Origin of the sequence: Brevundimonas sp., assembly GCF_030704825.1 — a bacterium.
Taxonomy (GTDB): Bacteria; Pseudomonadota; Alphaproteobacteria; order Caulobacterales; family Caulobacteraceae; genus Brevundimonas.
The window spans coordinates 37396-62800 of record NZ_JAUYNX010000030.1; the positions used below are offsets into that span (position 1 = coordinate 37396).

General features: G+C 70.4%; 26 protein-coding genes, 1 tRNA gene and 1 other RNA gene. 19 read left to right on the forward strand and 9 right to left on the reverse strand.

Translation table 11 applies throughout. The features are described from left to right. Positions 1-130 precede the first annotated feature (130 nt). Positions 131-1330 carry a M48 family metallopeptidase gene (locus Q8Q71_RS14205; protein ID WP_305760254.1) on the forward strand — a complete coding sequence of 400 codons (1200 nt, stop codon included), beginning with the start codon at positions 131-133 and terminating at the stop codon, positions 1328-1330. On the opposite strand, the gene Q8Q71_RS14210 is transcribed toward Q8Q71_RS14205, so the two are convergent. From Q8Q71_RS14210 to Q8Q71_RS14230, 5 genes are all read right to left on the reverse strand, one after another. Further along, positions 1314-1745 (reverse strand): hypothetical protein, encoded by a 432-nt coding sequence (locus tag Q8Q71_RS14210; protein WP_305760255.1) that lies wholly within the window; start codon positions 1743-1745, stop codon positions 1314-1316. The genes Q8Q71_RS14205 and Q8Q71_RS14210 overlap by 17 nt on opposite strands. After that, the gene (locus Q8Q71_RS14215) at positions 1745-2866 is read right to left on the reverse strand and encodes a beta-ketoacyl-ACP synthase III (RefSeq protein WP_305760256.1); all 1122 of its coding nucleotides are present in this window, start codon (positions 2864-2866) and stop codon (positions 1745-1747) included. Before Q8Q71_RS14215 ends, Q8Q71_RS14210 begins: the two co-directional genes overlap by 1 nt. A 109-nt stretch (positions 2867-2975) precedes the next feature. Next, positions 2976-3821: a CoA ester lyase gene (locus tag Q8Q71_RS14220; protein WP_305760257.1), complete on the reverse strand. Its 846-nt coding sequence runs from the start codon at positions 3819-3821 to the stop codon at positions 2976-2978. After that, positions 3821-4498 carry an SDR family NAD(P)-dependent oxidoreductase gene (locus Q8Q71_RS14225; RefSeq protein WP_305760258.1) on the reverse strand — a complete coding sequence of 226 codons (678 nt, stop codon included), beginning with the start codon at positions 4496-4498 and terminating at the stop codon, positions 3821-3823. Before Q8Q71_RS14225 ends, Q8Q71_RS14220 begins: the two co-directional genes overlap by 1 nt. Positions 4499-4622: 124 nt before the next feature. Continuing rightward, entirely contained in the window at positions 4623-5114 is a 492-nt protein-coding gene (locus Q8Q71_RS14230) for a GAF domain-containing protein (RefSeq protein WP_305760259.1), read from the reverse strand. A gap of 266 nt (positions 5115-5380) precedes the next feature. Here Q8Q71_RS14230 and Q8Q71_RS14235 point away from each other — a divergent pair, with 266 nt between their 5' ends. Continuing rightward, positions 5381-6859 (forward strand): tetratricopeptide repeat protein, encoded by a 1479-nt coding sequence (locus Q8Q71_RS14235; protein ID WP_305760260.1) that lies wholly within the window; start codon positions 5381-5383, stop codon positions 6857-6859. A gap of 14 nt (positions 6860-6873) precedes the next feature. Next, on the forward strand, positions 6874-8343 hold the full coding sequence (locus Q8Q71_RS14240; protein ID WP_305760261.1) for a hypothetical protein: 1470 nt from the start codon (positions 6874-6876) through the stop codon (positions 8341-8343). Here the strand turns inward: Q8Q71_RS14240 and Q8Q71_RS14245 are convergent. Next, positions 8341-8413: transfer RNA gene (locus tag Q8Q71_RS14245), tRNA-Ile, on the reverse strand. The two genes, Q8Q71_RS14240 and Q8Q71_RS14245, sit on opposite strands and share 3 nt — an antisense overlap. 206 nt (positions 8414-8619) lie before the next feature. Between Q8Q71_RS14245 and Q8Q71_RS14250 the strand changes: the two genes are divergently transcribed. Continuing rightward, positions 8620-9417: an SIMPL domain-containing protein gene (locus Q8Q71_RS14250; protein ID WP_305760262.1), complete on the forward strand. Its 798-nt coding sequence runs from the start codon at positions 8620-8622 to the stop codon at positions 9415-9417. A 59-nt stretch (positions 9418-9476) separates the two neighbouring features. Here the strand turns inward: Q8Q71_RS14250 and Q8Q71_RS14255 are convergent, their stop codons facing one another. Then, on the reverse strand, positions 9477-9752 hold the full coding sequence (locus Q8Q71_RS14255) for a hypothetical protein (protein WP_305760263.1): 276 nt from the start codon (positions 9750-9752) through the stop codon (positions 9477-9479). 44 nt (positions 9753-9796) lie between these two features. After that, positions 9797-10153 (reverse strand): aspartate 1-decarboxylase, encoded by a 357-nt coding sequence (panD, locus tag Q8Q71_RS14260; RefSeq protein ID WP_305760264.1) that lies wholly within the window; start codon positions 10151-10153, stop codon positions 9797-9799. A 223-nt stretch (positions 10154-10376) separates the two neighbouring features. On the opposite strand from panD, the gene sppA reads away from it, so the two are divergent. The 5 genes from sppA to rnpB all read left to right on the forward strand — a co-directional run bounded on the left by sppA (position 10377) and on the right by rnpB (position 14246). After that, positions 10377-12155 carry a signal peptide peptidase SppA gene (gene sppA / locus Q8Q71_RS14265; protein WP_305760265.1) on the forward strand — a complete coding sequence of 593 codons (1779 nt, stop codon included), beginning with the start codon at positions 10377-10379 and terminating at the stop codon, positions 12153-12155. 102 nt (positions 12156-12257) lie between these two features. After that, positions 12258-12575: a hypothetical protein gene (locus Q8Q71_RS14270; protein ID WP_305760266.1), complete on the forward strand. Its 318-nt coding sequence runs from the start codon at positions 12258-12260 to the stop codon at positions 12573-12575. 3 nt (positions 12576-12578) lie between these two features. Continuing rightward, positions 12579-13340 carry an N-acetylmuramoyl-L-alanine amidase gene (locus Q8Q71_RS14275; RefSeq protein ID WP_305760267.1) on the forward strand — a complete coding sequence of 254 codons (762 nt, stop codon included), beginning with the start codon at positions 12579-12581 and terminating at the stop codon, positions 13338-13340. Then, positions 13337-13858 carry a DUF6678 family protein gene (locus Q8Q71_RS14280; RefSeq protein WP_305760268.1) on the forward strand — a complete coding sequence of 174 codons (522 nt, stop codon included), beginning with the start codon at positions 13337-13339 and terminating at the stop codon, positions 13856-13858. The genes Q8Q71_RS14275 and Q8Q71_RS14280 overlap by 4 nt, the downstream gene beginning before the upstream one ends. Positions 13859-13864: 6 nt before the next feature. Next, an RNA gene (gene rnpB, locus Q8Q71_RS14285) (RNase P RNA component class A) lies at positions 13865-14246 on the forward strand. 75 nt (positions 14247-14321) lie between these two features. Here the strand turns inward: rnpB and Q8Q71_RS14290 are convergent. Further along, positions 14322-14459 carry a hypothetical protein gene (locus Q8Q71_RS14290; RefSeq protein WP_305760269.1) on the reverse strand — a complete coding sequence of 46 codons (138 nt, stop codon included), beginning with the start codon at positions 14457-14459 and terminating at the stop codon, positions 14322-14324. Between the two features lie 131 nt (positions 14460-14590). Between Q8Q71_RS14290 and Q8Q71_RS14295 the strand changes: the two genes are divergently transcribed. The 10 genes from Q8Q71_RS14295 (at position 14591) to ftsW (ending at position 25377) form a co-directional block, all read left to right on the forward strand. After that, on the forward strand, positions 14591-14743 hold the full coding sequence (locus Q8Q71_RS14295; protein ID WP_305760270.1) for a hypothetical protein: 153 nt from the start codon (positions 14591-14593) through the stop codon (positions 14741-14743). A 314-nt stretch (positions 14744-15057) separates the two neighbouring features. Then, positions 15058-15492 carry a division/cell wall cluster transcriptional repressor MraZ gene (locus Q8Q71_RS14300; RefSeq protein ID WP_305760271.1) on the forward strand — a complete coding sequence of 145 codons (435 nt, stop codon included), beginning with the start codon at positions 15058-15060 and terminating at the stop codon, positions 15490-15492. Continuing rightward, the gene (rsmH, locus tag Q8Q71_RS14305; RefSeq protein WP_305760272.1) at positions 15489-16439 is read left to right on the forward strand and encodes a 16S rRNA (cytosine(1402)-N(4))-methyltransferase RsmH; all 951 of its coding nucleotides are present in this window, start codon (positions 15489-15491) and stop codon (positions 16437-16439) included. Before Q8Q71_RS14300 ends, rsmH begins: the two co-directional genes overlap by 4 nt. Continuing rightward, positions 16436-16861, forward strand: a complete 426-nt coding sequence (locus Q8Q71_RS14310; RefSeq protein WP_305760273.1) for a cell division protein — start codon at positions 16436-16438, stop codon at positions 16859-16861. Before rsmH ends, Q8Q71_RS14310 begins: the two co-directional genes overlap by 4 nt. A gap of 89 nt (positions 16862-16950) precedes the next feature. Further along, positions 16951-18594 carry a penicillin-binding protein 2 gene (locus Q8Q71_RS14315; RefSeq protein WP_305760289.1) on the forward strand — a complete coding sequence of 548 codons (1644 nt, stop codon included), beginning with the start codon at positions 16951-16953 and terminating at the stop codon, positions 18592-18594. Next, positions 18591-20060: a UDP-N-acetylmuramoyl-L-alanyl-D-glutamate--2,6-diaminopimelate ligase gene (locus Q8Q71_RS14320; protein WP_305760274.1), complete on the forward strand. Its 1470-nt coding sequence runs from the start codon at positions 18591-18593 to the stop codon at positions 20058-20060. The genes Q8Q71_RS14315 and Q8Q71_RS14320 overlap by 4 nt, the downstream gene beginning before the upstream one ends. Further along, complete coding sequence (gene murF, locus Q8Q71_RS14325) at positions 20053-21474, forward strand: UDP-N-acetylmuramoyl-tripeptide--D-alanyl-D-alanine ligase (RefSeq protein WP_305760275.1); 1422 nt, start codon at positions 20053-20055, stop codon at positions 21472-21474. The genes Q8Q71_RS14320 and murF overlap by 8 nt, the downstream gene beginning before the upstream one ends. 9 nt (positions 21475-21483) lie before the next feature. Then, positions 21484-22593 carry a phospho-N-acetylmuramoyl-pentapeptide-transferase gene (mraY, locus tag Q8Q71_RS14330; protein WP_305760276.1) on the forward strand — a complete coding sequence of 370 codons (1110 nt, stop codon included), beginning with the start codon at positions 21484-21486 and terminating at the stop codon, positions 22591-22593. A gap of 169 nt (positions 22594-22762) precedes the next feature. Then, complete coding sequence (gene murD / locus Q8Q71_RS14335) at positions 22763-24202, forward strand: UDP-N-acetylmuramoyl-L-alanine--D-glutamate ligase (RefSeq protein WP_305760277.1); 1440 nt, start codon at positions 22763-22765, stop codon at positions 24200-24202. Then, positions 24199-25377 carry a putative lipid II flippase FtsW gene (ftsW, locus tag Q8Q71_RS14340; protein ID WP_305760278.1) on the forward strand — a complete coding sequence of 393 codons (1179 nt, stop codon included), beginning with the start codon at positions 24199-24201 and terminating at the stop codon, positions 25375-25377. The genes murD and ftsW overlap by 4 nt, the downstream gene beginning before the upstream one ends. Positions 25378-25405 lie beyond the last annotated feature (28 nt).

Here is a 25405-nt window from a genome sequence, read left to right on the forward strand (position 1 = left end):
GAGGTCGTTCAATTACTGCGAACGATTATCAGAATCAACCGCAATAAGAGCGCGACTATTCGTGACGCGGATTTAAGCTGACAGCGGGCCGCCGGGGGCGGCATCCTCGGCCGTCAGGGAGGGACACGTCATGAGCATCGACCCAGCGGCCGAGACCGCGCGCTGGCTGGCGACCATTTCGCCGGAGGACCTCGAACGGGCCGTGGCCTATACGCGCGGCGGCCATTGGCTGCTGCTGTGGGGCGCGGTCGTCAGCATCGTCGTGGCCTGGATCATCATCCGCACCGGGGTGCTGAGCGGCATCCGCGACCGACTGGAGCGGCGGCGCAAACGACCCAAGCTGGTGTCCTTGGTGGTCGGCGTGACCTGGGTGCTGATGGATTTCGTCCTGACCTTGCCGTGGGCGATCTATCAGGGCTGGTGGCGCGAGACGCAGTACGGGCTGACTGAACAGCCGCTGGCGGGCTGGCTGACCGAGGCCTTGATGGACGCCGCGATCACGGTCGTCTTCCTCGGACTGCTGATCGTCGGCCTGTACGCGATCATCCGGCATGCGCGGCGGCTGTGGTGGGCCTGGGGGGCGGGGCTGACGGCCGTGGCCGTGGTCTTCATGCTGATCGTCTCGCCGATCTTCATCGAGCCCCTGTTCAACGACTACACGCCGGCGCCGGACGGGCCGATGCGCGATGCTGTGGTCGAACTGGCCCATGCCACGGGCACGCCGGACGACAAGATCTATATCTACAACGGGTCGAAACAGTCGGACCGCTACACCGCCAATGTCTCGGGCCTGTTCGGCTCGGCGCGGGTGGCGATGAGCGACGTGATGTTCGCCAAGGGGGCCGACCTGGCCGAGGTGCGGGGCGTGGTGGGCCACGAGATGGGCCACTATGTCCATATGCACTCGCTGTGGATGACCGGGATCATGATCCTGCTGGCGGGGCTGGCGTTCTGGTTGATCGACCGGCTGTTCCCGCTGGCGAAGCGGCTGCTGGGCGCCAACCGGGAGGGCGACATTTCGGACCCCGCCGGCCTGCCGGTGCTGGCGGCCATAGGCGCGGTCATCGGCCTGCTGCTGACGCCGGTGACGAACACCATGATCCGGCTGATCGAGACCGACGCCGACCAGTTCTCGCTGGTCCACGCCAATGAGCCTGACGGACTGTCGAAGGCCCTGATCAAGACGGCCGAGTATCGGGCGCCGTCGCCGTCGGCGATCGAGGAGATCCTGTTCTACGACCACCCCTCGGTCGAGAACCGCATCCGCATGGCCATGGAGTGGAAGGCGACGCATCCGGCCGGCGCGCCGGCGGCTAGACCGACGCCGTAAGACCGGGACGCTCGTTGTCCCAGATCATGTGCAGGATGGACCAGAGGCCGTCGGGCCCCCGGCAGAGCTGGATCGAATTGATCCCGCGGCGCTCGGGTTCGGCGTCCTCCGGGGCGGTTCGGGCTTCGTAGATCGACCAGACGTGGGCCATGTTGCCGAACTCGGTGATGCGGCGGCTGATCTCGACCTCGAAGAAGCCGTTGGCGGCGAAGAAGGGGGTGACGTTGGCCTGGTATTCCTCGCGGCCCATGACGATCATGGTCGGGCGACCGTCGGCGTCCAGGCCCGTGCGGGCCTGACGGCTGTCGGGGTGGAAGATCTCGCGCTGGGTCGCCCAGTCGCGCGGCCCGGCGGGGCCGGAGATGCAGGCGTACATGGCGTCCACGACGGCGCCGATATCGCCGCGGTCGACCATCAGGCGCGCTTCCGCACGAAGACGGTCCCGGCCGAATAGCCGGCGCCGAAGCTGCAGATCAGACCGGTGTCCCCGGGGGCCATGTCCTGCTGACGCAGGTGGAAGGCGATGATCGAGCCGGCCGAGGAGGTGTTGGCGTAGTCGTCGAGGATGATGACGTTCTCCTCGGGCGTCGGCTCGCGGCCCAGCACCTTGCGGCCGATGAACTGGTTCATGTTGATGTTGGCCTGGTGCAGCCACATCCGCTTCAGGGTCGCGGGGTCGACGCCGAGGTCGGCGGCGTGGTCGACGATCATGTCCGACACCATCGGCACCACGTCCCGGAACACCTTGCGGCCCTGCTGGATGAACAGCTTGTCCGGCCGGCCGATGCCCTCGGGCGCGGCGTTGTTGAGGAAGCCGAAATTGTTACGGATGTTGTTCGAGAAGACGGTCTTCAGCCGCGTGCCGAGGATGTCCCAGCCGCCCGGACCGGCCTGATCGGACGATTCGACGATGACGGCGGTGGCGACGTCGCCGAAGATGAAATGGCTGTCGCGGTCCTTGAAGTTCAGATGCGCCGAACAGACCTCGGGGTTGACCATCAGCACGGCCTTGACCGAGCCGGAGGCGATGAAGTCCGCCGCCGTCTTGATGCCGAAGGTGGCCGAGGAGCAGGCCACGTTCATGTCGAAGGCGAAGCCGTCGATGCCCAGCGCCTGCTGCACCTCGATCGACAGGGCGGGATAGGGCCGGGGCATGTTGGAGGCGGCGCAGAGGACGGCGCCGATCTCCGAGACCGGCTTGCCCCAGGCGGCGATGGCCTGGCGCGCGGCGGCGACGGCCATTTCGGCCATGACCGAGAGCTCGTCGTCCGGGCGTTCGGGGATGTTGGGGGCCATGCGGGCGGGGTCGAGGACGCCCGCCTTGTCGAGCACGAAGCGCGACCTGATGCCCGAGGCCTTCTCGATGAACTCGACCGAGGAGGGGGTCAGTTCGGCGACGTCGCCCTCGGCGATCTCGGCGGCGTGGTCGGCGTTGAACTGCGCGGCATACGCATTGTAGGCGGCGACCAGTTCTTCGTTGGAGATCGACTGTTCAGGGGTGAACAGGCCGGTGGCGGCGATGACGGCGTGGGTCAAACTCTTCTTTCCCTATCGCTCGGCGCGGGGCGCCTCGCTGCTTGAGGGGTGGTCCGTTGCGTTGAGGTACGGTCTTGATAGGCCCGTCCGTCGCGGCGGTCGAGATGGGTCATCCGGCGCGCGACTCCGCGGCCTCGTGCCGGGCCAGCAGGCGGTGGGCGGCGTCGAGGTGGAGGCGCTCGACCATGCGGTAGCCGACCCGGATGGCGCCCTTGCCCCGGGCGTCGGCGGCGGCGAAGGCGGAGACGACTTCGCGAGCCCGGGCGACCTCTTCGGGGGTCGGGGAGAAGGCGGCGTTGGCGGCCTCAATCTGGGCCGGATGGATCAGGCTCTTGCCGTCGAAGCCGAAGGCGCGGCCCTGCAGGCATTCGGCGCCAAGCCGGTCGGCGTCGTCCGTGGCGTTGACCACGCCGTCGATGGCCAGCAGGCCGTGGCCGCGCGCGGCGGCGACGACGGCGGCGAGCCACGGCTTCAGCGGCTCGCGGTCGGGACCGAGGACGAGGTTCATCCGCTCGCCGAAGTCGTTGATCCCCAACATCAGCGCAGTGAGCGGCGCGCCGGCCCCGGCGATGGCGTCGAGCCGCAGGACCGACAGCGGGGTCTCGACCATGATCCACAGGTCGACGTCGGCCGGCAGGCGGTCGGCGACGGCGCGGACGGCCTCGGGGCTCTCGATCTTGGGGGCGACCGCGAAGTCGGGCTTGTGAACGCAGAGGGCGGCCAGATCATCCGCGCCCCAGGGCGTGTCGAGGCCGTTGACGCGGACCCCGACCCGACCGCCGAAGCCGCCCGCCGAGAGGGCCTCGACGGCGGCCTGGCGCGCCCCGGCCTTGGCGTCGGGGGCGACGGCGTCCTCGAGGTCGAGGATGACGGCGTCGGCGTTCAGGCCGCGCGCTTTCTCGATCGCGCGCGGATTGCTGGCGGGCAGGTAGAGGACCGAGCGGGTGAGCTGCATCAGACCCGGCCCGTGACCGGGATCAGGGCCCCGGTGATCGCGCGGCTGGCGGGGGAGGCGAGGAACAGCATGACCCGGGCGAGGTCGGACGGCTGGACCCATTTCGCGGGGTCGGCGTCGGGCATGTCCCTGCGGTTCTGGTCGGTGTCGAGAATCGAGGGCAGGACGGCGTTGACGGTCACCGAGGTCGATTTCAGCTCCTCGGCCAGGGCCTCGGTCAGGCGGTGGACGCCGGACTTGGAGGCGGCGTAGGCGCCCATGCCCGCCGCCGCTTTCAGGGCGCCATTGGCCCCGACGTTGACGATGCGGCCTTCGTCGGCGCGTTTCAGATGGGGCAGGGCGGCGCGGCTGGCGTTCAGGGCGGTGGCCAGGTTGAGGGCGAACATCCTCGCCCAGGCGGGTTCCGGGTCTTCTGTCGTTTGCCAGACGAAGCCGCCGGCGATGTTGAGCAGGGCGTCGAGCCGGCCGAACCGGGCGGCGACCGCGTCGATGGCCGTCGCCGCCGAGGCGGGGTCGGTCAGGTCGACGCCGCCCAGTTCGAGAACGCCGTCGGGCGCGGTCTGTCCGCTGGCGTGGTCGATGATCGCCACCTTCAGCCCGTCGGCCAGGGCCGCCTCGACGACGGCGCGGCCCAGCGCGCCATGGCCGCCCGTGATTGCGATGACCCGATCCGACATGCCGCGCCCTCCATAAAAATCCAGTCCGAAGCGTCCGAACCGTCCGAAGCGTCCAATGCTACGGACTACGCCGTCGAAAAAACACCGTCCGAAGCGGCCGAAGCGTCCGTTGCGTCCGCGTGGCTCAGCCGAAGACCCGGGCCATCAGCCGTTCCAGAGCATGGGCGTCCGCTGCGTCAAAAGCGGACGTCTCGGTCGCGTCGACGTCGAAAACCGCGATCAGGGCGCCGGAGGGGTCGAAGACGGGCACCACGATCTCGCTGGCCGAGCGGCTGTCGCAGGCGATGTGGCCGGGGAAGGCGTGGACGTCGTCGACGATCTGCGTCGCGCGATCCCGGGCCGCCGTCCCGCAGACGCCGCGGTCGAAGGCGATTCGCAGACAACCCAGCGTGCCTTGGTAGGGGCCGACCACCAGTTCGTCGGCCTTGTCGGGATCGACGACGTAGAAGCCGGTCCAGAAGAAGACGGGGAAGGCGTCGGCCAGCATGGAGGCGACGGTGGCCATGCGCGCCGTCCGGTTGGGCTCGCCGTCCAGAACGGCCAGGATTTCAGCCTCGACCTCGGCGTAGCGGGCGGCCTTGTCGGCGGGGCGGTCGTCGCGGGCGACATAGGACATGCGAGGGGCTCCGGAAGGTCGGCCGACGCATATAGGGGGCCGTCGGGCGGCTGGCGAGGGGGACGATTTCGCCTGACAGGCGAGTGGGCAAGCCTCTGATTCCCGTGGACAACTACGCCTGCGTCATAAAAAGGCCGCGGTCCGGCAACGCTTTGTCGGAAACCAGCGTTAACCTTGACAGATGGTTAACTGGACCGGACTGTCCCCGTCGCGCAAAGGTACGCGCCGGGCGGGGGGCTGCCCGCAGTAATCGTGCGAGGGGGAGTATGAGCGAGGGCCGATCCAATCCGGAAGACCGGTCCCGCTTCAGCCGCGGACGGGGCCCCGTCGCCATAGCGGCGGTGGCGGGAGTCCTGGCCCTGACCGCCCTCGGCATGGCCTCGTGCGGCGACCGGGGCGGCATGCGCTTCTGGCAGCGCAACGACGCCGCCTCCAACGCCTGCCCGCGTCCGGCCTCCCTGACCGGATCCGAGTTCAACGCCCAGGAGACCGGACTGCGGGCGCTGCGCCGCGCCGCCTTCCGCGGCGACTTCTTCGCCCAGCTGGAGCTGGGCGCCCGCTACGCCGCCGTGCGGGCCACCGACAAGAATATCGAGGACCCGATCGAGAGCGCCACCTGGTACGCCATGGCGCTGGCCAACGACGAGGGCTACGCCCCGATCAACCGGGTGGACCGCGGCGGCTTCGGCGGCTGGCGGCCGCTGTCCAGATACGACGACTGCCGGGCCTACGAACGGCACATGGCCTATCAGCGGCTGGACCGCCAGCTGGGCCAGATGACCCGGGAAGAGCAGGAGGCGGTGCGCGACCGCGTCATCTACATCCTGTCGACCCAGGACGCCTACGGCTACCGCACCCTGGCCCGGCTGCACGACGGCCTGTACGGCCCGTTCGGCGAGCCCGAGGACAACCGCGAGGCCCGCGAGGCCTGGGGCCGCAACCTCGCCGGCAACAGCCGCGACCGCAACCGCCGCGGCTACTGGGCGGCGACCAACCTGTTCCAGCGCAACGACGTCGACGCCTATCTGTACAACTATCTGGCGGTGCAGACCGGCGACGTCGGGGCCTATGTCCTGCTCAAGGATTTCGAGCGCTCGGCCCCGAGCCGCGACCAGTACCAGCGCTTCGTGGAGGCCAAGGCGCGCCAGTGGACGCCGCCGTTCGAATTCTACCCCAACACCGCGCCCCAGTCGGGCGTGCCCTTCTCGGACGAGAGCCGGCCGCGCGGCGACGCCTATGAATACGCCCTGGGCCGGATGGGCGGCGAACTGCCGTTCGTCCACGTCGGGCGGGCGCTGCGCTATCTCGGGGTGACCGACACGGTCGCCCAGCGGCCCGAGGACCTGTCCAAGCGCCAGATCGAGACGCTGGAGGCCATGCTGGGCCATCCGATGGAAGGCCGGCTGTCCTACCTGGAGCGCGTCCGCGCCATCCAGATGGCCGCCATCAACGGCTCGTCCGAGGCCCAGCTGGTGCTGGCGGTGATGTACGCCGAGGGCGTCGGCCTGCCGGCCGACTACGCCCGCGCCTTCAAATGGTTCGAGGAGGCCGCGCGTCAGGGCAGTCCCGAGGCCAAATTCGCCATGTCGAGCTATTTCGCCCTCGGCGTCGCGGGCGTGGCCGACCAGGACAAGGCCCAGGCCGTCGCCTTCCGCATCGACTCCGCCCTGTCCGGCTTCGGCCCCTCGGCCGGCCGCCTGCAGGCGGTGCTGGCCCAGGTCTCCCGTTCGCAGCAGCGCCGCTAGGAGGGCGTGAACTCATGACGACCCGCACCCCCCTCGGCCTGATCGGCGGCGTCGCCCTGATCGCCGCCGCCATCGTCGGTTTCGCCGCCGCGGACGCTCCCGCCCACGCCCAGGTCGCGGCCAAGGTCGAGAGCCAGACGCGGCCGAATTTCGGCGTGCTGCTGGACCCGCCGACGCGCACCTACCGCAACCGCGGCTCGCATCACCGGCGCTACGACTACGGCCGGCACCGTCCCGACTGGCGCCCCGGCCCCTACCGGCCCGGCGGCGAGGAGATCGTCCTGGTCGACTGCGGCGGCAATCCGGGCACCGGAGCCGTCGAGGACGCTGTGCGCCGGGTGCGGCCCGGCGGCACCCTGGTGATCCGCGCCCGCGGCGGCGCCTGCGTCGGCTGGCTGAACATCGACAAGCCGATGACCATCATCGGCGAAGGCGGCTTCGATCCCCGCCGCTGGACGAGCAACCCCGAGCCGACGCTCGTGGCCCCCGACGGCCTGCCGTGCATGACGGTGGCGCAGGGCGTGCGGGTCGAGGTCCGCGACATGGTCTTCGCCTCACTGCGCGCGGGCGACGCCGCCTGCATCGTCGGCTACGGCGCCGAGATCGTCATGAGCCGGGTCGGCTTCCGCCACGCCGGCGACGAGGCCGCCATCTACGCCGACGGCGGCCTGCTGCACATACGCGACGTGGTCATCGACGCCCAGACCATCGCCCCGGCCATCGTCGCCGACGGGGCCGTGCTGGACGCCTGGGAGATGGTCGTCACCGGCGCCCAGTCGGGCCTCGAACTGATCCCCGGCGCGGGCCAGACCTCGCGCATCGTCTCCACGACCCTGAAGGGCACCGGCGCGCCCAACGCCTTCGGACCCCGCTCGATCGGCGTCTTGATCCGCTCGGGCCGCGACTACGGCCGGGTCGAGATCGAGAACACCGCCATCGTCGGCTATGTCGAGGGCGTGGCCATCGAGGGCGCCTCGGTCGACATCAAGAACAGCCGCGTGGGCCGCTCCGACAAGGGGGTGGTGCTCTACAACGGCGAACTGCGCCTGAGCGACAGCCGCATCCGGGCCTCGACCGTCGGCGTCGCCGCCGCCTCGGGCCATGCGGTGGTGGTCAACAACGTCTTCTCGGGCGTGCGCGAGGTGATCTACGCCGAGAACCGCGCCACGGTCGAAGCCAGCGGCAACCGCGTCTGGTCGCAGTACATCTGCCGGGCCCAGTTCCGCGACCGCTACAACGGCCGCTACGAGCCCTACTGGCGCCCCGGCCAGGGCTGGGAGTGCATGTACGGCTCCTATCCCCAGAACTGGTGGCAGGACGAGGACGGCCTGTTGGGCCTGCCCTACCAGGACGACGGCTATCAGCTGGAGGGCTATCGCGACTACCAGGGCGGCCGCGGCTGGTACGACCGCGACGGCCGCTACATCCAGGACGACCGCTACCAGGGCGAGGACCGCTGGAGCCGCGGGGGGCGGCGGCGGTAGGCGCGGAGGGACTCGAACCCCCAACCAGACCGTTATGAGCGGTCGGCTCTAACCATTGAGCTACGCGCCCTCCGGGACGACGGCTTGGCCTAGCAGGCGGTCCGGCGACTTGCCAAGCGCGATCCGCCGGCCGCGTGTCTGTCGGCGAATTCACCCCGATGAATGGAACCTGCCATGGGCGCCCGGGCGTTCATTCAGACGCCAACGGCCAAGGTGCGGCCATGGTCCTCGCCCACCCTCGGCGGAACGGACCGCCCGCTTCCAGGAGTTTGACCCATGAACCGCCCCGCCGCCGCCGTCGCCTCGCCCGCCCTGTCCAATCGCATGCTGCTGATGAGCGGCGCGGTGATGGCCGCCGCCGCCCTGTTCGCCGCCGCCCCCGCCGCGCGCGCCCAGTCGCAGCCGGAAGGCGGCGCGCCGATGATGATCCACGCCGTGGCCGACCGGCCGGCGCTGAACCTGTCCGCCTATGGCGAGGTCAGGACCGCGCCGGACATGGCCACCATCAGCTTCGGCGTGGTCACCGAGGCGGCGACCGCCGCCGAGGCGATGAGCCAGAACGCCGCGCGGATGAACCAGGTCATGGCCGCCCTGCGCCGCGCCGGCATCGCCGAGCGCGACGTCCAGACCTCGGGCCTGAACCTGTCGGCCCAGTACGACTACGTCCAGAACGAGCCGCCCCGGCTGCGCGGCTACCAGGCCAACAACCGGGTGACGGTGATCATCAACGACCTGGACGCCGTGGGCGCGACCGCCGACGCCGTGGTCGCCGCCGGCGTCAACCAGATCGACGGCATCTCGTTCGGCCTGAAGGACCCCACCGCCGCCGAGAACCAGGCCCGCCAGCTGGCCGTGCGCAATCTGCAGGCCAAGGCGGCCCTGTACGCCCAGGCCCTGGGCGTGGAGCTGGGCGGCATCCGCTCGCTGTCGGAAGGCGGCGGCTATTCGCCCCAGCCGCCCCAGCCGATGTACGCCCGGGCCGAAATGGCCATGGACGCCGCCTCGACCCCGGTCGCCGCGGGCCAGCTGACGGTGCGGATCGACATCACCGGCGTGTACGACCTGAACCGCTAGATCGTCCCGACGGATGAGGAACGAAGGCCCCGGCGCCCGTCGCCGGGGCCTTTTCGCGCTCAGTCCGAGCCGCGGGCCAGCATCAGGCCCACGGCCAGGTTCAGCACATTGGAAACCAGGGCGACGGCCAGCCGCGTGACGGAATCCAGCTCTATCCAGAACAGGGGGCCGCTCCAGGGCAGCCCGGTGACGGTGAGCGGCAGGAAGGTCACCTGGTTCGGCTCCAGGCCGAGGGTCGCCAGTCCGATCGGCACGGCCAGCATGGTGGAGACGACGGAGGCGAGCACGAAGGCCCCGTACAGGGGCCAGCGGACGGCGCGCAGGGTGCGTTCCATGATGATCCTCCGACAGGGGAGGGGAGGCCGGAACCCGGCGGCCGTCAAGCCGCGCGCTTGATCTCGTTGCGGTCGTCCAGCAGCACCACGGTCGGGGACCACTGGCGGGCCTGTTCCTGCGGCATCTGGCCGTAGGTCACGACGATGACCTTGTCGTTCCTCTGCACCAGGCGGGCGGCGGCGCCGTTGACGCCGATGACGCGCGAGCCGCGCGGGGCCTCGATGGCGTAGGTGGTGAAGCGCGCGCCGTTGGTGATGTTCAGCACATCGACCTGCTCGTGCGGAAAGATGCCGGCGGCGTCCAGCAGGTCGGCGTCGATGGCGATCGAGCCTTCGTAGTCGAGATCGGCCTGGGTCACCGTGGCGCGGTGCAGCTTGGCCTTCATCAGGGTGACCAGCATGGGGAGTGCGGTCCGGATGTGACGCGGGGCGATAGGCCCCCGCTCGCAGATGGCTCATATAGGGGTTCCGGCCCCGGCCATCAATCGCCGTCGTTGCGATGCAGCATCCGATGCTGCGCCGCCGCTCGCGCGTTACGGGCAGTTCATTTGACGGCCGGCTCCGCCGCTCTATGGTCGAAATGTGGCCATGACCCGGCCCGCGTCCCGGACGACTTCCCTCCCCATGAAGCAGTTTTTCCTGACCGTGCTTGGCGTCTTCGCCGGCCTGTTCCTCTTTCTGGTGGTGGTGCCCTTCGTCCTGATCCTCGGGGCGATCGGCGCGGCCTCCTCCAGGGAGCCGACACCCGCCCATACGGTGCTGGAACTGGACCTGCGCGAGGGGGTGAGCGACCAGACCCCGACCAATCCGTTCGCCCTGTTCGGCGGCTCGGGCCTGTCGACCATGCAGATCGTCGACACCCTGGCCCAGGCCGGGGACGACGCCCGGGTCAAGGTGCTGCTGATCCGCCTGCCCGAGGGCGGGATCACCCCCGCCGCCGCCGACGAGATCCGCCAGGCCGTGCGGCGCTTCCGCGCCTCGGGCAAGCGGGTCATCGCCCACAGCCAGGGCTTCCAGCCGGTCGGGACGGCCATCTCCAGCTATATGATCGGGGCCTCGGCCTCGGAACTGTGGATGCAGAACACGGCCGGCTTCCAGCTGGCGGGCTTTTCGGCCGACAGCGTCTTCCTGGGCCGGGCCTTCGACAAATACGGCGTCAACGCCGAGTTCGAGCAGCGCTACGAGTACAAGAACGCCGTCAACGAATACACCGAGAGCGACTTCACTCCGGCCCATCGCGAGGCGATGACGGCGTGGATGACCTCGATCTACACCTCGGCCCTGGCCAATGCGGCCCAGGATCGGAAGGTCACGCCGGCGGCGCTGCGGACGACCATCGAGGCCGGGCCGTATTCGTCGGCCCAGGCCCTGCAGCGCCGGCTGATCGACAAGATCGGCCAGGTCGAGGAGGCCGAGGCCGAGGCGAAGCGCCGGGCCGGCCGCAACGCCGAGATCGTGGAATTCGCCGACTACGCCGACTCGCAGGGCGAGCGGGCCGGCTCGGGCCGCAACGCCATCGCCATCGTCGGCGGCGAGGGCGGCATCATGACCGGCACGGGCGGAGGCGACCCGTTCGGCGGCGGCTCGTCCATCATGTCGGACGACCTGGCCGAGGCCCTGTACGACGCCATCGAGGACAAGAGCGTCAAGGCCATCGTCTTCCGCGTCTCCTCGCCGGGCGGTTCGCCCGACGCTTCGGAACAGATCCTGGCGGCGGTGCGCGCGGCGAAGGCTGCGGGCAAGCCGGTGGTGGTGTCGATGGGCGACTACGCCGCGTCCGGCGGCTACTGGATCAGCTCGGAAGCCAACTGGATCGTGGCCCAGCCCTCGACCCTGACCGGCTCGATCGGCGTGTTCGGCGGCAAATTCGTGCTGGCCGACGCCCTGGGCCGGTTCGGGCTCGACATGCGCAACCTGTCGGTCGGCGGCGACTACGCCGACGCCTTCTCGCCGTCCCAGGACTTCACCCCGGCCCAGCGCGCCGCCTTCGCGGCCCAGATCGACCGGACCTACGAGGAGTTCATCGCCCGTGTCGCGGCCGGCCGGCGCCTGCCGCCCGCCCGGGTGCGCGAGATCGCCCGCGGCCGGGTCTGGACCGGCGCCCAGGCGAGGCAGATCGGCCTGGTCGACCAGCTGGGCGGGATCGAGGAAGCCATCGCCAAGGCGCGCGAACTGGCCCGCATCCCGGCCGACGAGTCGGTGCGCTTCAAGCGGTACCCGGAGGCCCAGTCGCCGTTCGAGGCCCTGTCCGAGGCCTTCGGCGTCTCGGGCGAGGCGGCGCGGGTGCTGGTCGGGATCGGCGGGGTCATGAACGACCCGGCGGCCGAGGCGACGGTTCGTCGCATCCAGACCGACCGCGCCCGGGCCTCCGGGGCGTCGGTGCTGGCGGATCAGCCGTACTGAGCCGGAACACTCGCCTGTGAAGGAGCCGGTCATTGACCGTTCACCCTTGCGGACCGACATTGGGAGTTCGACGTTGTATCCAGCGTCTGCGAAGGTGATCTGATGACCGAGTCCGACCGTCTGATCTTCGGCCCGGCGGCGCGCCGCCCGGCAAGCGGCTGGCTGGCCCCGGTTCTCTGGCTGGGCGGCGTGATCGCGACCGTCGCGGCCATGGCCGTCGGCGCGGTGCTGGCGGTGTTTACCGCGGTCGCCGTGGCCGTCATCGCCCTGTTCGCCGCCGTCCTGGTCTTCTTCGCCGGCCTCGCCCTGGGCGCGCGCCGCAAGGCCGTGATCCGCACCCGCCGCGCCGACGACGTCATCGAGGCCCGCAAGGTCGACGGCGCCTGGGTCGCCTACGGCTGGGAGCGGCCGGGCCGATAGGCGGTGCTGGTCGTCAAGGACGCGCCGTCCCCCAATTTCGACGCCCGTCGGGCCCCGCCCGACATGCTGGTGCTTCACTACACCGGGATGAAGACGGCGAAGGCCGCCGTCGCCCGCCTGCAGGATCGCGAGGCCAGGGTTTCCGCCCACTATGTGGTCGACGAGGACGGTTCGATCCTGCGGCTGGTGGCCGAGGAGCGCCGCGCCTGGCACGCCGGCAAGGGGGCCTGGCAGGGCGAGACGGACTGCAACGCCGCCTCGATCGGCGTCGAGATCGTCAATCCGGGCCATGAGTTCGGCTATCGCGACTTTCCCGAGGTCCAGATCGACGCGGTGATCAGCCTGGTCAGCGACATCCGCACCCGCTGGACCATCCCCGACGCCCGCATCATCGGCCATTCCGATCTCGCGCCCGACCGGAAACAGGATCCGGGAGAGCTGTTCCCGTGGAAGCGGCTGGCCGCGGTCGGCCACGGCCTGTGGTTCGAACCGGCGCATGAGCGGATCGCCGCCCTGGGCGCGCCGCTGGGCATGGGCGACGAGGGGCTGGGCGTGGTGGTGCTGCGCGCCGGCCTGCACCGGCTGGGCTACGCCCTGACGCCCGGCGGCGACTATGACGACGCCACCCGTCTGACCGTCGAGGCCTTCCAGCGCCACTGGCGGCCGGCGCTGGTGAACGGCGTCGCCGACGGCGAGACGCGGGCGACCCTGATGGGGGTGCTGCAACTGGCCACGGCGGAGAGCGTGACGGGGGTGCTGTCGTGACCAAACAGCCGACCAGGGCGGAGCGGGCGGCGGAGCGCGAGGCGGATTTGGCCGGGCGGCGCCAGCACTGGCTGGAGGTGGAGCGGCCGAAGATGAAGGCGAAGGTGCTGGCCGAGGTCGAGCGCCGGGGACTCGCCTCCTTCATGAACCGGACCCGCTGGGAGAGGCTGTGCGAGGCCGTGTACGCGGAACTGCCCTTCCCGCCGGCCTTCGACCTGCAGACCGTCCTGGGCCAGCGCGAGCCGCTCATGGACACGGACGCGCCGTCTTTCTGGGGGTCCTGGTCTGAGCTGGAGCCGTTCTTTGAAATCGAATGGCTGAGGGTCGCGCCCCGCTGGTCCCGACACGTGGCCATGCTGCTGCCGGACGAGGTGATCGATTGCGGCGACGCGTTCCGCGACCTGCTCGTGCGGCTGGGCGTGCCGTTTCGCGAGGACGAGGCGAAAACCTTCTGGATCTACGGCTACGCCCCGGCCGATCCGGCGACGTTGACGTCGCCGCCCGAAACGCCCACCTAGGCCCCGTCAGACGGCCGGGCGGTCGCGGCGGGGGTTATGCCTCCGTCGAGGAAAGTCCGGGCTCCACGGTGAAGAGGCGGCGGGCAACACCCGCCCGGGGCGACCCGAGGGATAGCGCCACAGAAAGCAAACCGCCTGCCCCTCGGGGCAGGGAAGGGTGAAAGGGTGGGGTAAGAGCCCACCGCGTGCCTGGCAACAGGGACGGCATGGCAAGCCCCGCCTGGAGCAAGACCGAATAGGGATGTCGCGCGGGGTTCGCCTCGCAGGGTTCACCGCCCGAGGCGTCCGGGTAGGTCGCGAGAACCATCCGGCGACGGGTGGTCCAGAGGAATGATCGTCGCCGTCCTTCGGGACGGAACAGAATCCGGCTTACAGGCCGTCTGACGTTATTTTGGGCGCTATCGCTCGCTGCCTGAGCGCGGACCGTCACCCTCCGACTGAATCGGAGGGTCCCGACCCGCGCCTAGAAGCGCTTGCGGGCCTTGTCGGCGGCGTCGATCAGACGGAGGCCGGAAATCTCCGCGGCGTCCGCGGTGAGGTCCATGGCGGCCGGGGGCGGATCCTTGACGACCACGATGCCGTCCACGGCCCGGGGGGACATGGGCCTGGTGGGGTCGGCGGGAGGAGGCTTGGTCGACATGAGCCTAGAACCCGCGCTCCCGCGGAGGGTTCCGCAGGCGAACCCGACGAGCCGGCGGGAACGAAACGCCCCGTCGGCCATTACCGCGCGGGATGAGTACGCTTACCGACACAGCCGCCTCCCCCGTCTCCATGGATGAAGCCGAGGAGGCTTCCGCCCACATCGAGGAACAGGTGGCGAGGGCGAAGGCCATCCTGATCGAGTTTCGCTCCGTCCTGACCGAACTGGCGGCCAACGACTCCTGAGTCCCGCGCGGAACCGCCGGGGCACGCGGTCGAGGACCGCGCGGCCACCTCGGCCGAGGCCGTCGCCCCGAAACCAGATCGAAATCCAGCATGGGCGGTTGAAACCGGTCCCGGGGTCCGGGCTTCAGGGACACGTCCCAATACTATCCACGTTCTATGTATGTTCTCATCGTTACAGCGTTTCCCGCGCTCGATCAGGTTAATCGGCGTCAACTAATCCCATTGAGGCCCAGTTAATCCCATGCTATCCCATTCGCTCTGAGGGCGTTTCACGGGACAGAGGGGCGGATCTAGCGGTCCGAGTTGGGCAGGGCGTGTTTCTCTCGACCTATGAGAAACAGTTGGACGGGAAGCGACGCCTGCTGATTCCGCAGGAGTTCCGCACCGCCGACAACGGCGCCGAACACGGCGTCTTCTGCTTTTTCGCCCTGGCGTCCGACTGTCTCGAGGCCGGCGGCGACCGGCTGATGGCCGAATACGTCTCCCGTATCGAGGCCTTGCCGTTCGGCAGCGACAAACGCACCGCGCTGGAGGAAACCTTCTACGCCGGGCAGCGGCCCCTGTCGTACGACGGCGGCGGCCGCATCACCCTGCCGGAAAGCCTGTGCCAGGACGCCGGGCTGGGCGAGGACGTGGTCGTCGTCGGCCTGGGCGCGCGCTTCCAGATCTGGGACCGGGCGCGGTGGAAGGCCCGGCTCGACGCCCGCCGCGCCCTGGCCCGCCAGGTCATGAACGGGGAGGAGGCATGAGCCCTCACGCCCCGGTTCTGCTGGACGAGGTGATCGAGGCCCTGGCCCCCGTGCCCGGCGACGTGATCATCGACGCCACCTTCGGGGCCGGGGGCTACAGCCGCGCCATCCTGGCGACCGGGGCGACGGTGATCGGACTCGACCGCGATCCGACGGTCCAGCCGCACGCCGACGCGGTGGCCAACGACTATCCGGGCCGGTTCCAACTGATCCGGACGCCGTTCTCGGGTCTGGCCGACGCCTTTGCGCAGTCGGGCGCGGCGCGGCTGGACGGGGTGGTGTTCGACATCGGCGTCTCGTCGATGCAGCTGGACCAGGCCGAGCGCGGCTTCTCCTTCATGCGCGACGGGCCGCTGGACATGCGTATGGGCGACGAGGGCGAGACCGCCGCCGACATCGTCAACACCTGGGACCACGGGCCGATGGCCCACATCTTCAAGCTCTACGGCGACGAGCGGCAGTCGGGCCGGGTCGCCACGGCCATCCTGCGCCGCCGGGTCGAGAAGCCGTTCGAGCGGACCCTGGATCTGGCCGCCGTGGTCGAAAAGGCGCTGGGCGGGCGGCGCGGCGCCGCCACCCATCCAGCCACCCGGGTGTTCCAGGCCCTGCGCATCGCCGTCAACGACGAGCTGGGCGAACTGCGCGCCGGGCTGGAAGCCGCCGAGGCGACCCTGGCGCCGGGCGGGCGGCTGGTCGTGGTCACCTTCCATTCGTTGGAGGACCGCATCGTCAAGGCGTTCCTGACCGAGCGCACCGGCAACGCCCCCGGCGGCTCGCGCCACGCCCCGGTCGCGATCGAAACCCGCAAACCCAGCTTCGTCCTGTCGTTCAAGGGCGCGCGCGAGGCGGGCGCGGCGGAGCTGGCGTCCAATCCGCGCGCCCGTTCGGCCAGGCTGCGCGCCGCCGTCCGCACCGACGCCGCGCCCTGGGGGAGGATCGCCGCATGAGTTCGGCCGTCGCCACCCTGAACCGTCTCTACGCCTGGAAGGTGCGCGGCGTCCGCTGGATCGAGATCATCGGCCTGCTGCTGGTCGCGGCGATGGTGTTCTCGGTCTATCTGGCCAAGGCCGCCGCCGCCCGCGAGGGCGCCCGCATCGCCGACCTCGAGCGCCAGATCACCGAGAACGGCCAGCGGGTGCGCCTGCTGCGCGCCGAGGTCGCCCGGCTGGAGCGGCCCGACCGGCTGGAGGCGCTATCGCGCGGCGCCGGGCTGGCGCCGGTGGACGTGCACCGTCAGGCCACCGCCGAGAGCCTGCCGAACCTGGCCCCGATTCCCGAGCCGCGCCCGGTCGTCATCGCGCCCACGCCGCCGACCGCCGCCGCCCCCGCCGTCGAGGCCGCGACCTCCGTTCCGGAGGCCGCGCGATGAGCGCGCACGATCCGCACGCCGGCGCCCGGCCGGCTCCCTCGTGGGGCGTGCGCCGTTTCACCCCGTCGTGGCGCTGGCTGGCCGAGGCCATGTGGTGGGTCGAGCATGCCTTCGGCCGCGCCCACGCCGACGCCCGCCCCGAGGAAGACACCCGGGTCCGCATCTTCGTCATCCTGAGCGCCTTTTCGGCCGTCTTCGTCTGCCTGGCGGCGGGGGCGGTCCACGCGGCCCTGCTGACCGTGGCGGGCGGCGCCGGGACGGCCTCGCATCCCAATGCGGTGGTGCGCGCCGACCTGGTCGACCGCAACGGGGCCCTGCTGGCCACCAACATCGTCCACTATGGCCTCTATATCGATCCGGCCGAGGTCTGGGACCGGCGCGCGGCGGCGGCGCAGATTCGCCGGGCCCTGCCGCGGGTGTCGGCGACCCGGCTCGCGCGGGCGCTGAACGGCGACCGGCGCCTGCTGGTCATCAACCGGCTGACGCCGCAGGAAAAGGCGGCGGTTCACGCCCTGGCCCTGGGCGGGATCGGCTTCGAGCCCGAGGATGTGCGCGTCTATCCGCTGGGCGAGTCGGGCCGCCATGTGGTCGGCGGCGTCGACACGGGCGGTCAGGGGCTGTCGGCGGCCGAGCGCGCCTTCAACGACGAGATCCGCGCCGCCGGGGCGCGGGGCGAACCCTTCCAGATCTCCATCGACCTGCGCGTCCAGGGCGTGGTCGAGAACGAGCTGGCCGCCGCCGCCATCGCCACGGGCGCCAAGGGCGCGGTGGGCATCGTGACCGACGTCCAGACCGGCGAGGTCCTGGGCATGGCCAGCTGGCCCGCGTCCAACTCGCGCAACCTCGCCTCGTCGGCCACCTACGAGATGGGGTCGGTGTTCAAGACCTTCACCGTCGCCGCCGCCATCGACACCGGCCGGGCCGATATGAACACCCTGCTGGACGCCTCGGAGGCGCTGCAGATCGGCCGCCGCCGCATCACCGACTTCCACGCCCAGAACAAGGTGATGACGCTGGAGGAGGTCTATCTGCACTCGTCCAACATCGGCACCTCCCTGCTGTCGACCCAGATGGGCCCGCGGGTGATGCGCGACTATTTCGACCGCTTCGGCCTGCTGTCGACGGCGCCCTTCGAGATCCCGTCGGAAAATCCGATCCTGCCGCGCGACTGGTCGGATTCGACCCTGGCCTCGCTGTCGTTCGGCTATGGCGTCTCGATCACCCCGCTGCAGATGGCGGCGGCCATGGGAGCCCTGACCAATGGCGGGCGGTTCATTCCGCTGACCCTGCGCAAGGGCGGTCTGCCCGATGCCCGGGCCCGGCAGGTGATCTCGCCGCAAACCTCGCTGACCATGCTGGACCTGATGCGCCGCAATGTCGTGCGCGGCTCGGGCGGACGGGCCGAGGCGCCGGGCCTGCGCGTCGGCGGCAAGACCGGCTCGGCCAACAAGTCGGTCAACGGCCGCTACAGCACCGCCCACGCCGTCGGCACCTTCGCCGGGGTCTTCCCGGCCGACGGCCCGGTCAATGCGCGCCGCTACCAGATCCTGGTGCTGATCGACGAGCCCCAGACCTATCCGCGCACGGGCGGCTTCGTCGCCGCCCCGGCGGTGGGCCGCATCGCCGACCGCATCGCCCCCTTCCTCGGCGTGGCGCGCCGGGCCGACCCGTACCGCACCGCCCTGGGCGACCGCATCCCCGCCTTCGAGGACCTGGAAGGGGACGGGCGATGAGCGCGATCCGCCCCGCCTCGATCAAGCTGTCCGAACTGCTGCGCCGCGACGTGGCCGCCGACCCGCTGATCACCGGCGTCACCGCCGACAGCCGCAAGGTCGCGCCCGGCTCCCTGTTCGTGGCCCTGCCGGGCAGCGCCGCCGACGGCCGCGCCTTCATTCCGCAGGCCCTGTCGCAGGGCGCCGCCGCCGTGCTGGCGCCGGCCGACACCGACGCGGCCATGGCTCCGGTGCTGGTCACATCGGGCGACGTCCGCCGGGCCTACGCCATCGCGGCGCGCAGCTTCTACGGCGCCCAGCCGGCGACCTGCGTGGCCGTCACCGGCACCAACGGCAAGACCTCGGTCGCCGCCTTCTGCCGCCAGATCTGGGCCGCCCTGGGCCTGCATGCCGCGAGCATGGGGACGCTGGGGGTTTTGGCTCAGTCCGGTAACGTTAATCAATCGTTGACCGGCCCGGGGCTGACCAGCCCGGACGCCGCCGACGCCGCCCGGATGCTGGCCGAACTGGCCGCCGGGGGGGTCACCCACCTGGCGCTGGAGGCCTCGTCGCACGGCATCGACCAGCGCCGCCTGGACGGGGTGACGCTGCAGGCCGCGGCCTTCACCAATCTGAGCCAGGACCACCTCGACTATCACGGCGACATGGCCGCCTATCGCGACGCCAAGCTGCGCCTCTTCGAGACCCTGCTGCCGCGCGGCCGCACGGCGGTGCTGAACGCGGACAGCGAGGCCTATTCCAGCTTCGCCGCGGCCTCGATCATGTCGGGACTGGGCGTCATGGGCGTGGGCGAGCGGGGGCGGGACCTGTCGCTGGTCGCCCGCCGGGCCACGCCCGAGGGTCAGCGCCTGACCATCGACGCGCGCGGAACCCTGCACGAGGTGCTGCTGCCGCTGGCCGGGGCCTTCCAGGCGTCGAACGCCCTGGTCGCCGCCGGCCTGTGCATCGCCGCCGGCGAGACGCCAGAGCGGGTCCTGGCGGGGCTGGAGAAGATCACCGGCGCGCAGGGCCGCCTGCAGCGCATTCCGGGCGGCGGGCGCGGCGAGGTCTATGTCGACTACGCCCACACCCCCGACGGGCTGGAGACGGTGCTGAAGGCGCTGCGGCCGCACGCGACCGGCCGGCTGATCGTGGTGTTCGGCGCCGGCGGCGACCGGGACAAGGGCAAGCGCCCCCTGATGGGCGAGATCGCCGGCCGCCTGGCCGACGTGGCCATCGTCACCGACGACAATCCCCGCTCGGAAGATCCGGCCGCCATCCGCAAGGCCGTGCGCGAGGGATGCCCCCGGGCGCGGGAGATCGGCGATCGCCGCGCGGCTATTCAACAGGCCATCGCCATGATGGGCGACGGAGATGTGGTGATCATCGCCGGAAAAGGGCATGAGCAGGGTCAGATCGTCGGAGCGGTGACCCACCCCTTCGACGACGCCGCCGAAGCCGCCGAAGCCCTGCGCCTCCATGCCTGACACGCCACTGTGGACCTCCGCCGAGATCGAGACCGCCACCGGCGGAACCCTGTCCGGCGCGCCCTTCGAGGCGACGGGCATCACCTACAACAGTCGCGAGATCGCGCCCGGCGACCTGTTCCTGGCGCTTAAGGGCGCGCGCGACGGTCATGACTTCGCCGCCGCGGCCTTCGCCGCCGGCGCGGCCGGCGCGCTCGCCGAACATGCGGTCGAGGGCGGCCCGTCGGTGATCGTGTCCGACACCCTGCGCGGCCTCGAGGCGCTCGGCATGGCCGCGCGCGACCGGACCCCGGCTCGGCGCGGGGCCGTCACCGGCTCGGTCGGCAAGACCAGCGTGACCCAGGCGATCAAGGCCGGGCTGGACCTGGCCGGTTCGGCCCACGCCTCGATCCGGAGCTACAACAACCACATCGGCGTGCCGCTGACCCTGGCGCGGATGCCCCGCGCCACCGAACGCGCCGTGTTCGAGATCGGCATGAACGCCCCCGGCGAGATCGCGCCGCTGTCGCGGATGGTGCGCCCGCACGCGGCCTGCGTCACCACGGTCGGACCGGTCCATATCGAGGCCTTCGCCGACGGCGAGGCCGGGGTGGCGGCGGAGAAGGCGGCCATCTTCGAGGGGCTGGCGGACGGCGGCATGGCCGTCTTCAACGCCGACGTGACCTTCGCCGCCGTGCTGGACGCGGCCGCCCGCCGGGCGGGGGCGCGGATCGCGACCTTTGGTTCGGCCGCCGGCTGCGACGCCCGGCTGATCGACTTCCAGCCGAACGAGGCCGGCGCCCGCGTGCGGGCCGAACTGTTCGGCAAGGCCCTGGACTTCCCGCTGGCCCAGTCCGGCTTCCACTGGGGCCTGAACAGTCTGTGCGTCCTGCTGATGCTGGACGCCCTGGACGTGCCGCTGGACACGGCCCTGGCGGCCCTGTCCGGGTTCCGGCCGCTGGCGGGCCGGGGCGAGACCACGGTCGTCGCCGCGCCCGGCGGCGCCTTCACCCTGATCGACGAGAGCTACAACGCCAATCCGCTGTCGATGGCCGCGGGCTTCCGCAGCCTCGGCGTCCGGCCGGTCCCGCCGGGCGGACGGCGGATCGTGGTCCTGACCGACATGCTGGAGCTGGGAGACCAGTCCGAAGCGCTGCACGAGGGTCTGGCCGGACCCATCGACGCCGCCGGACTCGATCTGGTCCACGCCGCGGGTCCGGAGATGAAGCGGCTGTACGACAACCTGCCGCTCTCGCGTCAGGGCTTCTGGCGCGAGACGGCCGCCGAGCTCGCCGCCGAAGCCCCGCTGCTGGTCGGCGCCGGGGATGTGGTCATGGTCAAGGGCTCGAACGGCTCCAGGGCGTCGCTGGTCGCCCGGGCCCTGGCGGCGCTCGGACCCCCCCCAGGCGGGGCCGCGCCGCGCGCGGAGCGATAGGGAAGCAAAATGTTCTACCTGCTCTACCTCCACTACGCCGACGTCGCCCAGGACTATCCCCTGCTCAACCTGGTCCAGTACCAGACGGTGCGGGTGGCCCTGGCCATGGCCACGGCCATGATCGTCGCGGTCACCATGGGCAGCCGGTTCATCGCCTGGATGCGGGTCAAACAGGGCAAGGGCCAGCCGATCCGCGCCGACGGCCCCGTTTCGCACCTGTCCAAGGTCGGCACCCCGACCATGGGCGGGCTGATGATCCTGGCGGGCATAGCGGTGGCGGTCTTCCTGTGGGGCGACCTGACCAACCCCTATATCTGGATCGTCTCGGGCGTGACGGCGGCCTTCGGCCTGCTGGGCTTCATCGACGACTACGCCAAGGTGTCGAAACAGACCTCGGCCGGGCTGACCTCGAAGCAGAAGCTGCTGGCCCAGGTGGTCGTTTCGGTCGTCGCCGGGGTGCTGACGGTGATCTGGATGAAGGTCTCGCCGACCTCGCCCAATCTGGAGACCTCGATCGCCTTCCCGTTCTTCAAGGCCGTGCTGCTCAATGTCGGCTGGTTCTATGTCCTGTTCGCGGCCTTCACCATGGTCGGCTTCTCCAACGCCGTGAACCTGACCGACGGCCTCGACGGCCTGGCCATCGTGCCGGTGATGATGGCGGCGGCGTCGTTCGGCATCATCAGCTACCTGGTCGGCAACTTCATCTTCTCGGACTATCTCGGCGTCCATCACGTCCCGGGCGCGGGCGAACTGGCCATCTTCACCGCCGCCATCATCGGCGGGGGCACGGGCTTTCTCTGGTACAACGCCCCGCCGGCCAAGATCTTCATGGGCGACACCGGTTCGCTGGCGCTCGGCGGCGCGCTCGGCGCCATCGCCGTGGCCACCAAGCACGAGCTGGTGCTGGGCATCGTCGGCGGCCTGTTCGTGATCGAGGCCGCCTCGGTCATGATCCAGGTGGCCTATTTCAAGGCCACGAAGAAACGCATCTTCCTGATGGCCCCGATCCACCATCATTTCGAGAAGATGGGCTGGCCGGAGTCGACGGTGGTGATCCGCTTCTGGATCGTCGCGGCCATGCTGGCCCTGGTCGGCCTCGCCACGCTGAAGCTGCGGTGAGCGAGCGTTCGTCCTTATCGCCGTCACCCTCGGGCTTGACCCGAGGGTCAGACCGTCCGCTGGCGCGGTGGCCGGTTGTTGAGCCCCGCCGCCCGGGCTCCATCTCCCGACGTACAGCCGCACCACGTCCGATCCTCGGGTCAAGCCCGAGGATGACGGAGGGGGTGGCATGATCGCGGTTCCCGGCTTCGAGGGGCGGCGCATCGCGGTCTTCGGCCTGGGACGGTCGGGACTGACAGCGGCGCGCGCGCTGAAGGCCGGCGGGGCCCTGCCGGTGCTGTGGGACGACAGCGTCTCCAGCCGGATGCAGGCCGAGGCGGAAGGGTTCGCGGTCGAGGATCTGACGAGCGCCGACTGGTCGGATTTCGCCGCCCTGGTGCTGTCGCCGGGGGCGCCGCTGACCCATCCGGAACCGCACTGGACGGTGGGCAAGGCGAAGGCGGCGGGCGTGCCCGTCATCGGCGACATCGAGCTGTTCGCGCGGGCGATCGCGGCCCTGCCGGAGACGGAGCGGCCGGCGGTCATCGGGATTACCGGGACAAATGGCAAATCAACGACGACGGCGCTTATCGGCTGGGTGCTGAAGCAGGCGGGATGGACAGTCCATGTCGGCGGCAACATCGGCATCGGCGTGCTGGCGCTTCCGGCCCCGACGCCGGGCGCGGTCTATGTGATCGAGGTGTCGAGCTATCAACTGGATCTGACGACGACCTTCTCTCCATCGGTAGCGATCCTGACAAACATCTCCCCGGACCATCTTGATCGCCACGGCGGCATGGAGGGGTATGTCGCGGCGAAGGCGCGAATCTTCAACAACGCCTGGGTTTCGCTGGTCGGTATCGATGACAGTTGGGGCCGAGACCTCGCATCGTCTTTGCGCGCTGCCGGCCGGACGGTGGGAGAGGTCGAAACGGCCGAGTACGAAGAAGAGCTGCATCCGCCCACCCTTCAATACGAGGAGGACCATCCGAGGCATTGGGTCCCGCAGCGCATAACAGCTATGGGCCGCAAGCTCGTTTTCGACCAGATCGAACTGCTTGATCTCAGCGCGGCGCGATCACTCCCCGGCCGCCACAACGCCCAGAACGCCGCCTTCGCCTATTTCGCAGCCCGCTTCCTTGGGCTTGAGTATGACGCAGTCGTTCAAGGCCTCCTGACCTTCCCCGGCCTCGCGCACCGCATGGAGCACGTCGCCACCCTGGGCCGCGTCCGCTTCATCAACGATTCCAAGGCCACAAATGCCGACGCCGCGCGGCAAGCGCTGTCGTCCTATGAGCGCAGCTTCTGGATCGCGGGCGGGCGGGCCAAGGCGGGCGGGATCGACGATCTGGAGGACCTGTTCCCGCGCGTGGTCGAGGCCTTCCTGATCGGCGAGGCGGCGGGACCGTTCGCGGCCCGGCTGGGCGAGACGCCGCACCGGATCAGCGGCGACATGGCCAGCGCCGTGAAGGCCGCCGCCGGGGCCGCCGCCGCGACGGGGCGCGACGAGGTCGTCCTGCTGTCGCCCGCCGCCGCCAGCTTCGACCAGTATCCGGACTTCGAGGCGCGGGGCGAGGCGTTCCGCGCCGCCGTCCTCGCCCTCGGCGCCATTCCCGCGAGCGCGTCATGACGCACAGCTACAGCCCCGCCTTCTCGCGCAACGACCAGAGCCCCATCGCCAAATGGTTCTGGACCGTCGACCGGGGCCTGCTGGCCGCGGCCCTGACCCTGATCGCGCTCGGCGTGGCGCTCAGCTTCGCCTCCAGCCCGGCGGCCATCCTCGCCGACGAGTCGATCGTCGACCCGTTCCACTATTCCTGGCGCATGCTGGTCTGGGCCTCGGGCGGGACGGTCGCCATGCTGGTCGCCTCCCTGCTGTCGCCGCGCGGGGTCCGGCGCATCGCCCTGCTGGCCCTGCTGTGCGCCATTCTGGTGATGGCGGCCCTGCCCTTCATCGGCAATGAGGTGAAGGGGGCGGCGCGCTGGATCAACCTGGGCCCGTTCAGCCTGCAGCCGTCGGAATTCGCCAAGCCCGGCCTGATCGTCTTCGCCGCCTGGATGTTTTCCGAGGCCCAGAAGGGGCAGGGAGTGCCGGGGGTTTCGATCGCCTTCGCGGCCTGGGCCCTGTGCGTCGGCCTGCTGCTGATCCAGCCCGACATCGGCCAGACCCTTTTGATCACAACCACCTTCATGGCCGTCTTCTTCATGGCCGGGGTGCCGCTGAAATGGGTGGCGGCCCTGGCCGCGGCGGGGGCGGGGGGCGTCGTCGGCCTGTATTTCGCCTTCGGCCACATGCGCGACCGCCTCAGCCGCTTCTTCTCGCCCGAGACCGCCGACACCCACCAGATCGACCGCGCGTCGGAGGCCATCCGGGCCGGCGGCCTGGTCGGGCGCGGCATCGGCGAGGGGGTGATGAAACGCCACGTCCCCGACCTGCACACCGACTTCATCTATTCGGTCGGGGCCGAGGAGTTCGGCCTGGTCCTGTCGCTGTTCATGATCGGCCTGTACGCCTTCATCGTCGTGCGCGGCATGCGGCGGGCTATGAAGCTGACCGATCCGTTCGAACAGACGGCGGCGGCGGGCCTGTTCATGCTGATCGGGCTTCAGGCCTGCATCAATGTGGCGGTGAACCTGAACCTGATCCCGACCAAGGGGATGACCCTGCCCTTCATCAGCTATGGCGGATCGTCGATGCTGGCCATGGGCCTGACCATGGGCCTGGCCCTGGCCTTGACCCGCCGTCGCCCGGGCGCCTACGAGCCGGGGACCAGCCTGCCCGATCGCGGGCGGATATTGCCGTAGTTCCGTCATCCTCGGGCTTGACCCGAGG

Coding starts and splice junctions, on each gene's coding strand:
- Q8Q71_RS14205 (WP_305760254.1), top strand. CDS start 131: ATGAGCATCGACCCAGCGGCCGAGACCGCGCGCTGGCTGGCGACCATT.
- Q8Q71_RS14210 (WP_305760255.1), bottom strand. CDS start 1,745: ATGGTCGACCGCGGCGATATCGGCGCCGTCGTGGACGCCATGTACGCC.
- Q8Q71_RS14220 (WP_305760257.1), bottom strand. CDS start 3,821: ATGCAGCTCACCCGCTCGGTCCTCTACCTGCCCGCCAGCAATCCGCGC.
- Q8Q71_RS14225 (WP_305760258.1), bottom strand. CDS start 4,498: ATGTCGGATCGGGTCATCGCAATCACGGGCGGCCATGGCGCGCTGGGC.
- Q8Q71_RS14230 (WP_305760259.1), bottom strand. CDS start 5,114: ATGTCCTATGTCGCCCGCGACGACCGCCCCGCCGACAAGGCCGCCCGC.
- Q8Q71_RS14235 (WP_305760260.1), top strand. CDS start 5,381: ATGAGCGAGGGCCGATCCAATCCGGAAGACCGGTCCCGCTTCAGCCGC.
- Q8Q71_RS14240 (WP_305760261.1), top strand. CDS start 6,874: ATGACGACCCGCACCCCCCTCGGCCTGATCGGCGGCGTCGCCCTGATC.
- Q8Q71_RS14250 (WP_305760262.1), top strand. CDS start 8,620: ATGAACCGCCCCGCCGCCGCCGTCGCCTCGCCCGCCCTGTCCAATCGC.
- Q8Q71_RS14255 (WP_305760263.1), bottom strand. CDS start 9,752: ATGGAACGCACCCTGCGCGCCGTCCGCTGGCCCCTGTACGGGGCCTTC.
- panD (WP_305760264.1), bottom strand. CDS start 10,153: ATGCTGGTCACCCTGATGAAGGCCAAGCTGCACCGCGCCACGGTGACC.
- sppA (WP_305760265.1), top strand. CDS start 10,377: ATGAAGCAGTTTTTCCTGACCGTGCTTGGCGTCTTCGCCGGCCTGTTC.
- Q8Q71_RS14270 (WP_305760266.1), top strand. CDS start 12,258: ATGACCGAGTCCGACCGTCTGATCTTCGGCCCGGCGGCGCGCCGCCCG.
- Q8Q71_RS14290 (WP_305760269.1), bottom strand. CDS start 14,459: ATGTCCCCCCGGGCCGTGGACGGCATCGTGGTCGTCAAGGATCCGCCC.
- Q8Q71_RS14295 (WP_305760270.1), top strand. CDS start 14,591: ATGAGTACGCTTACCGACACAGCCGCCTCCCCCGTCTCCATGGATGAA.
- rsmH (WP_305760272.1), top strand. CDS start 15,489: ATGAGCCCTCACGCCCCGGTTCTGCTGGACGAGGTGATCGAGGCCCTG.
- Q8Q71_RS14310 (WP_305760273.1), top strand. CDS start 16,436: ATGAGTTCGGCCGTCGCCACCCTGAACCGTCTCTACGCCTGGAAGGTG.
- Q8Q71_RS14315 (WP_305760289.1), top strand. CDS start 16,951: ATGTGGTGGGTCGAGCATGCCTTCGGCCGCGCCCACGCCGACGCCCGC.
- Q8Q71_RS14320 (WP_305760274.1), top strand. CDS start 18,591: ATGAGCGCGATCCGCCCCGCCTCGATCAAGCTGTCCGAACTGCTGCGC.
- murF (WP_305760275.1), top strand. CDS start 20,053: ATGCCTGACACGCCACTGTGGACCTCCGCCGAGATCGAGACCGCCACC.
- mraY (WP_305760276.1), top strand. CDS start 21,484: ATGTTCTACCTGCTCTACCTCCACTACGCCGACGTCGCCCAGGACTAT.
- murD (WP_305760277.1), top strand. CDS start 22,763: ATGATCGCGGTTCCCGGCTTCGAGGGGCGGCGCATCGCGGTCTTCGGC.
- ftsW (WP_305760278.1), top strand. CDS start 24,199: ATGACGCACAGCTACAGCCCCGCCTTCTCGCGCAACGACCAGAGCCCC.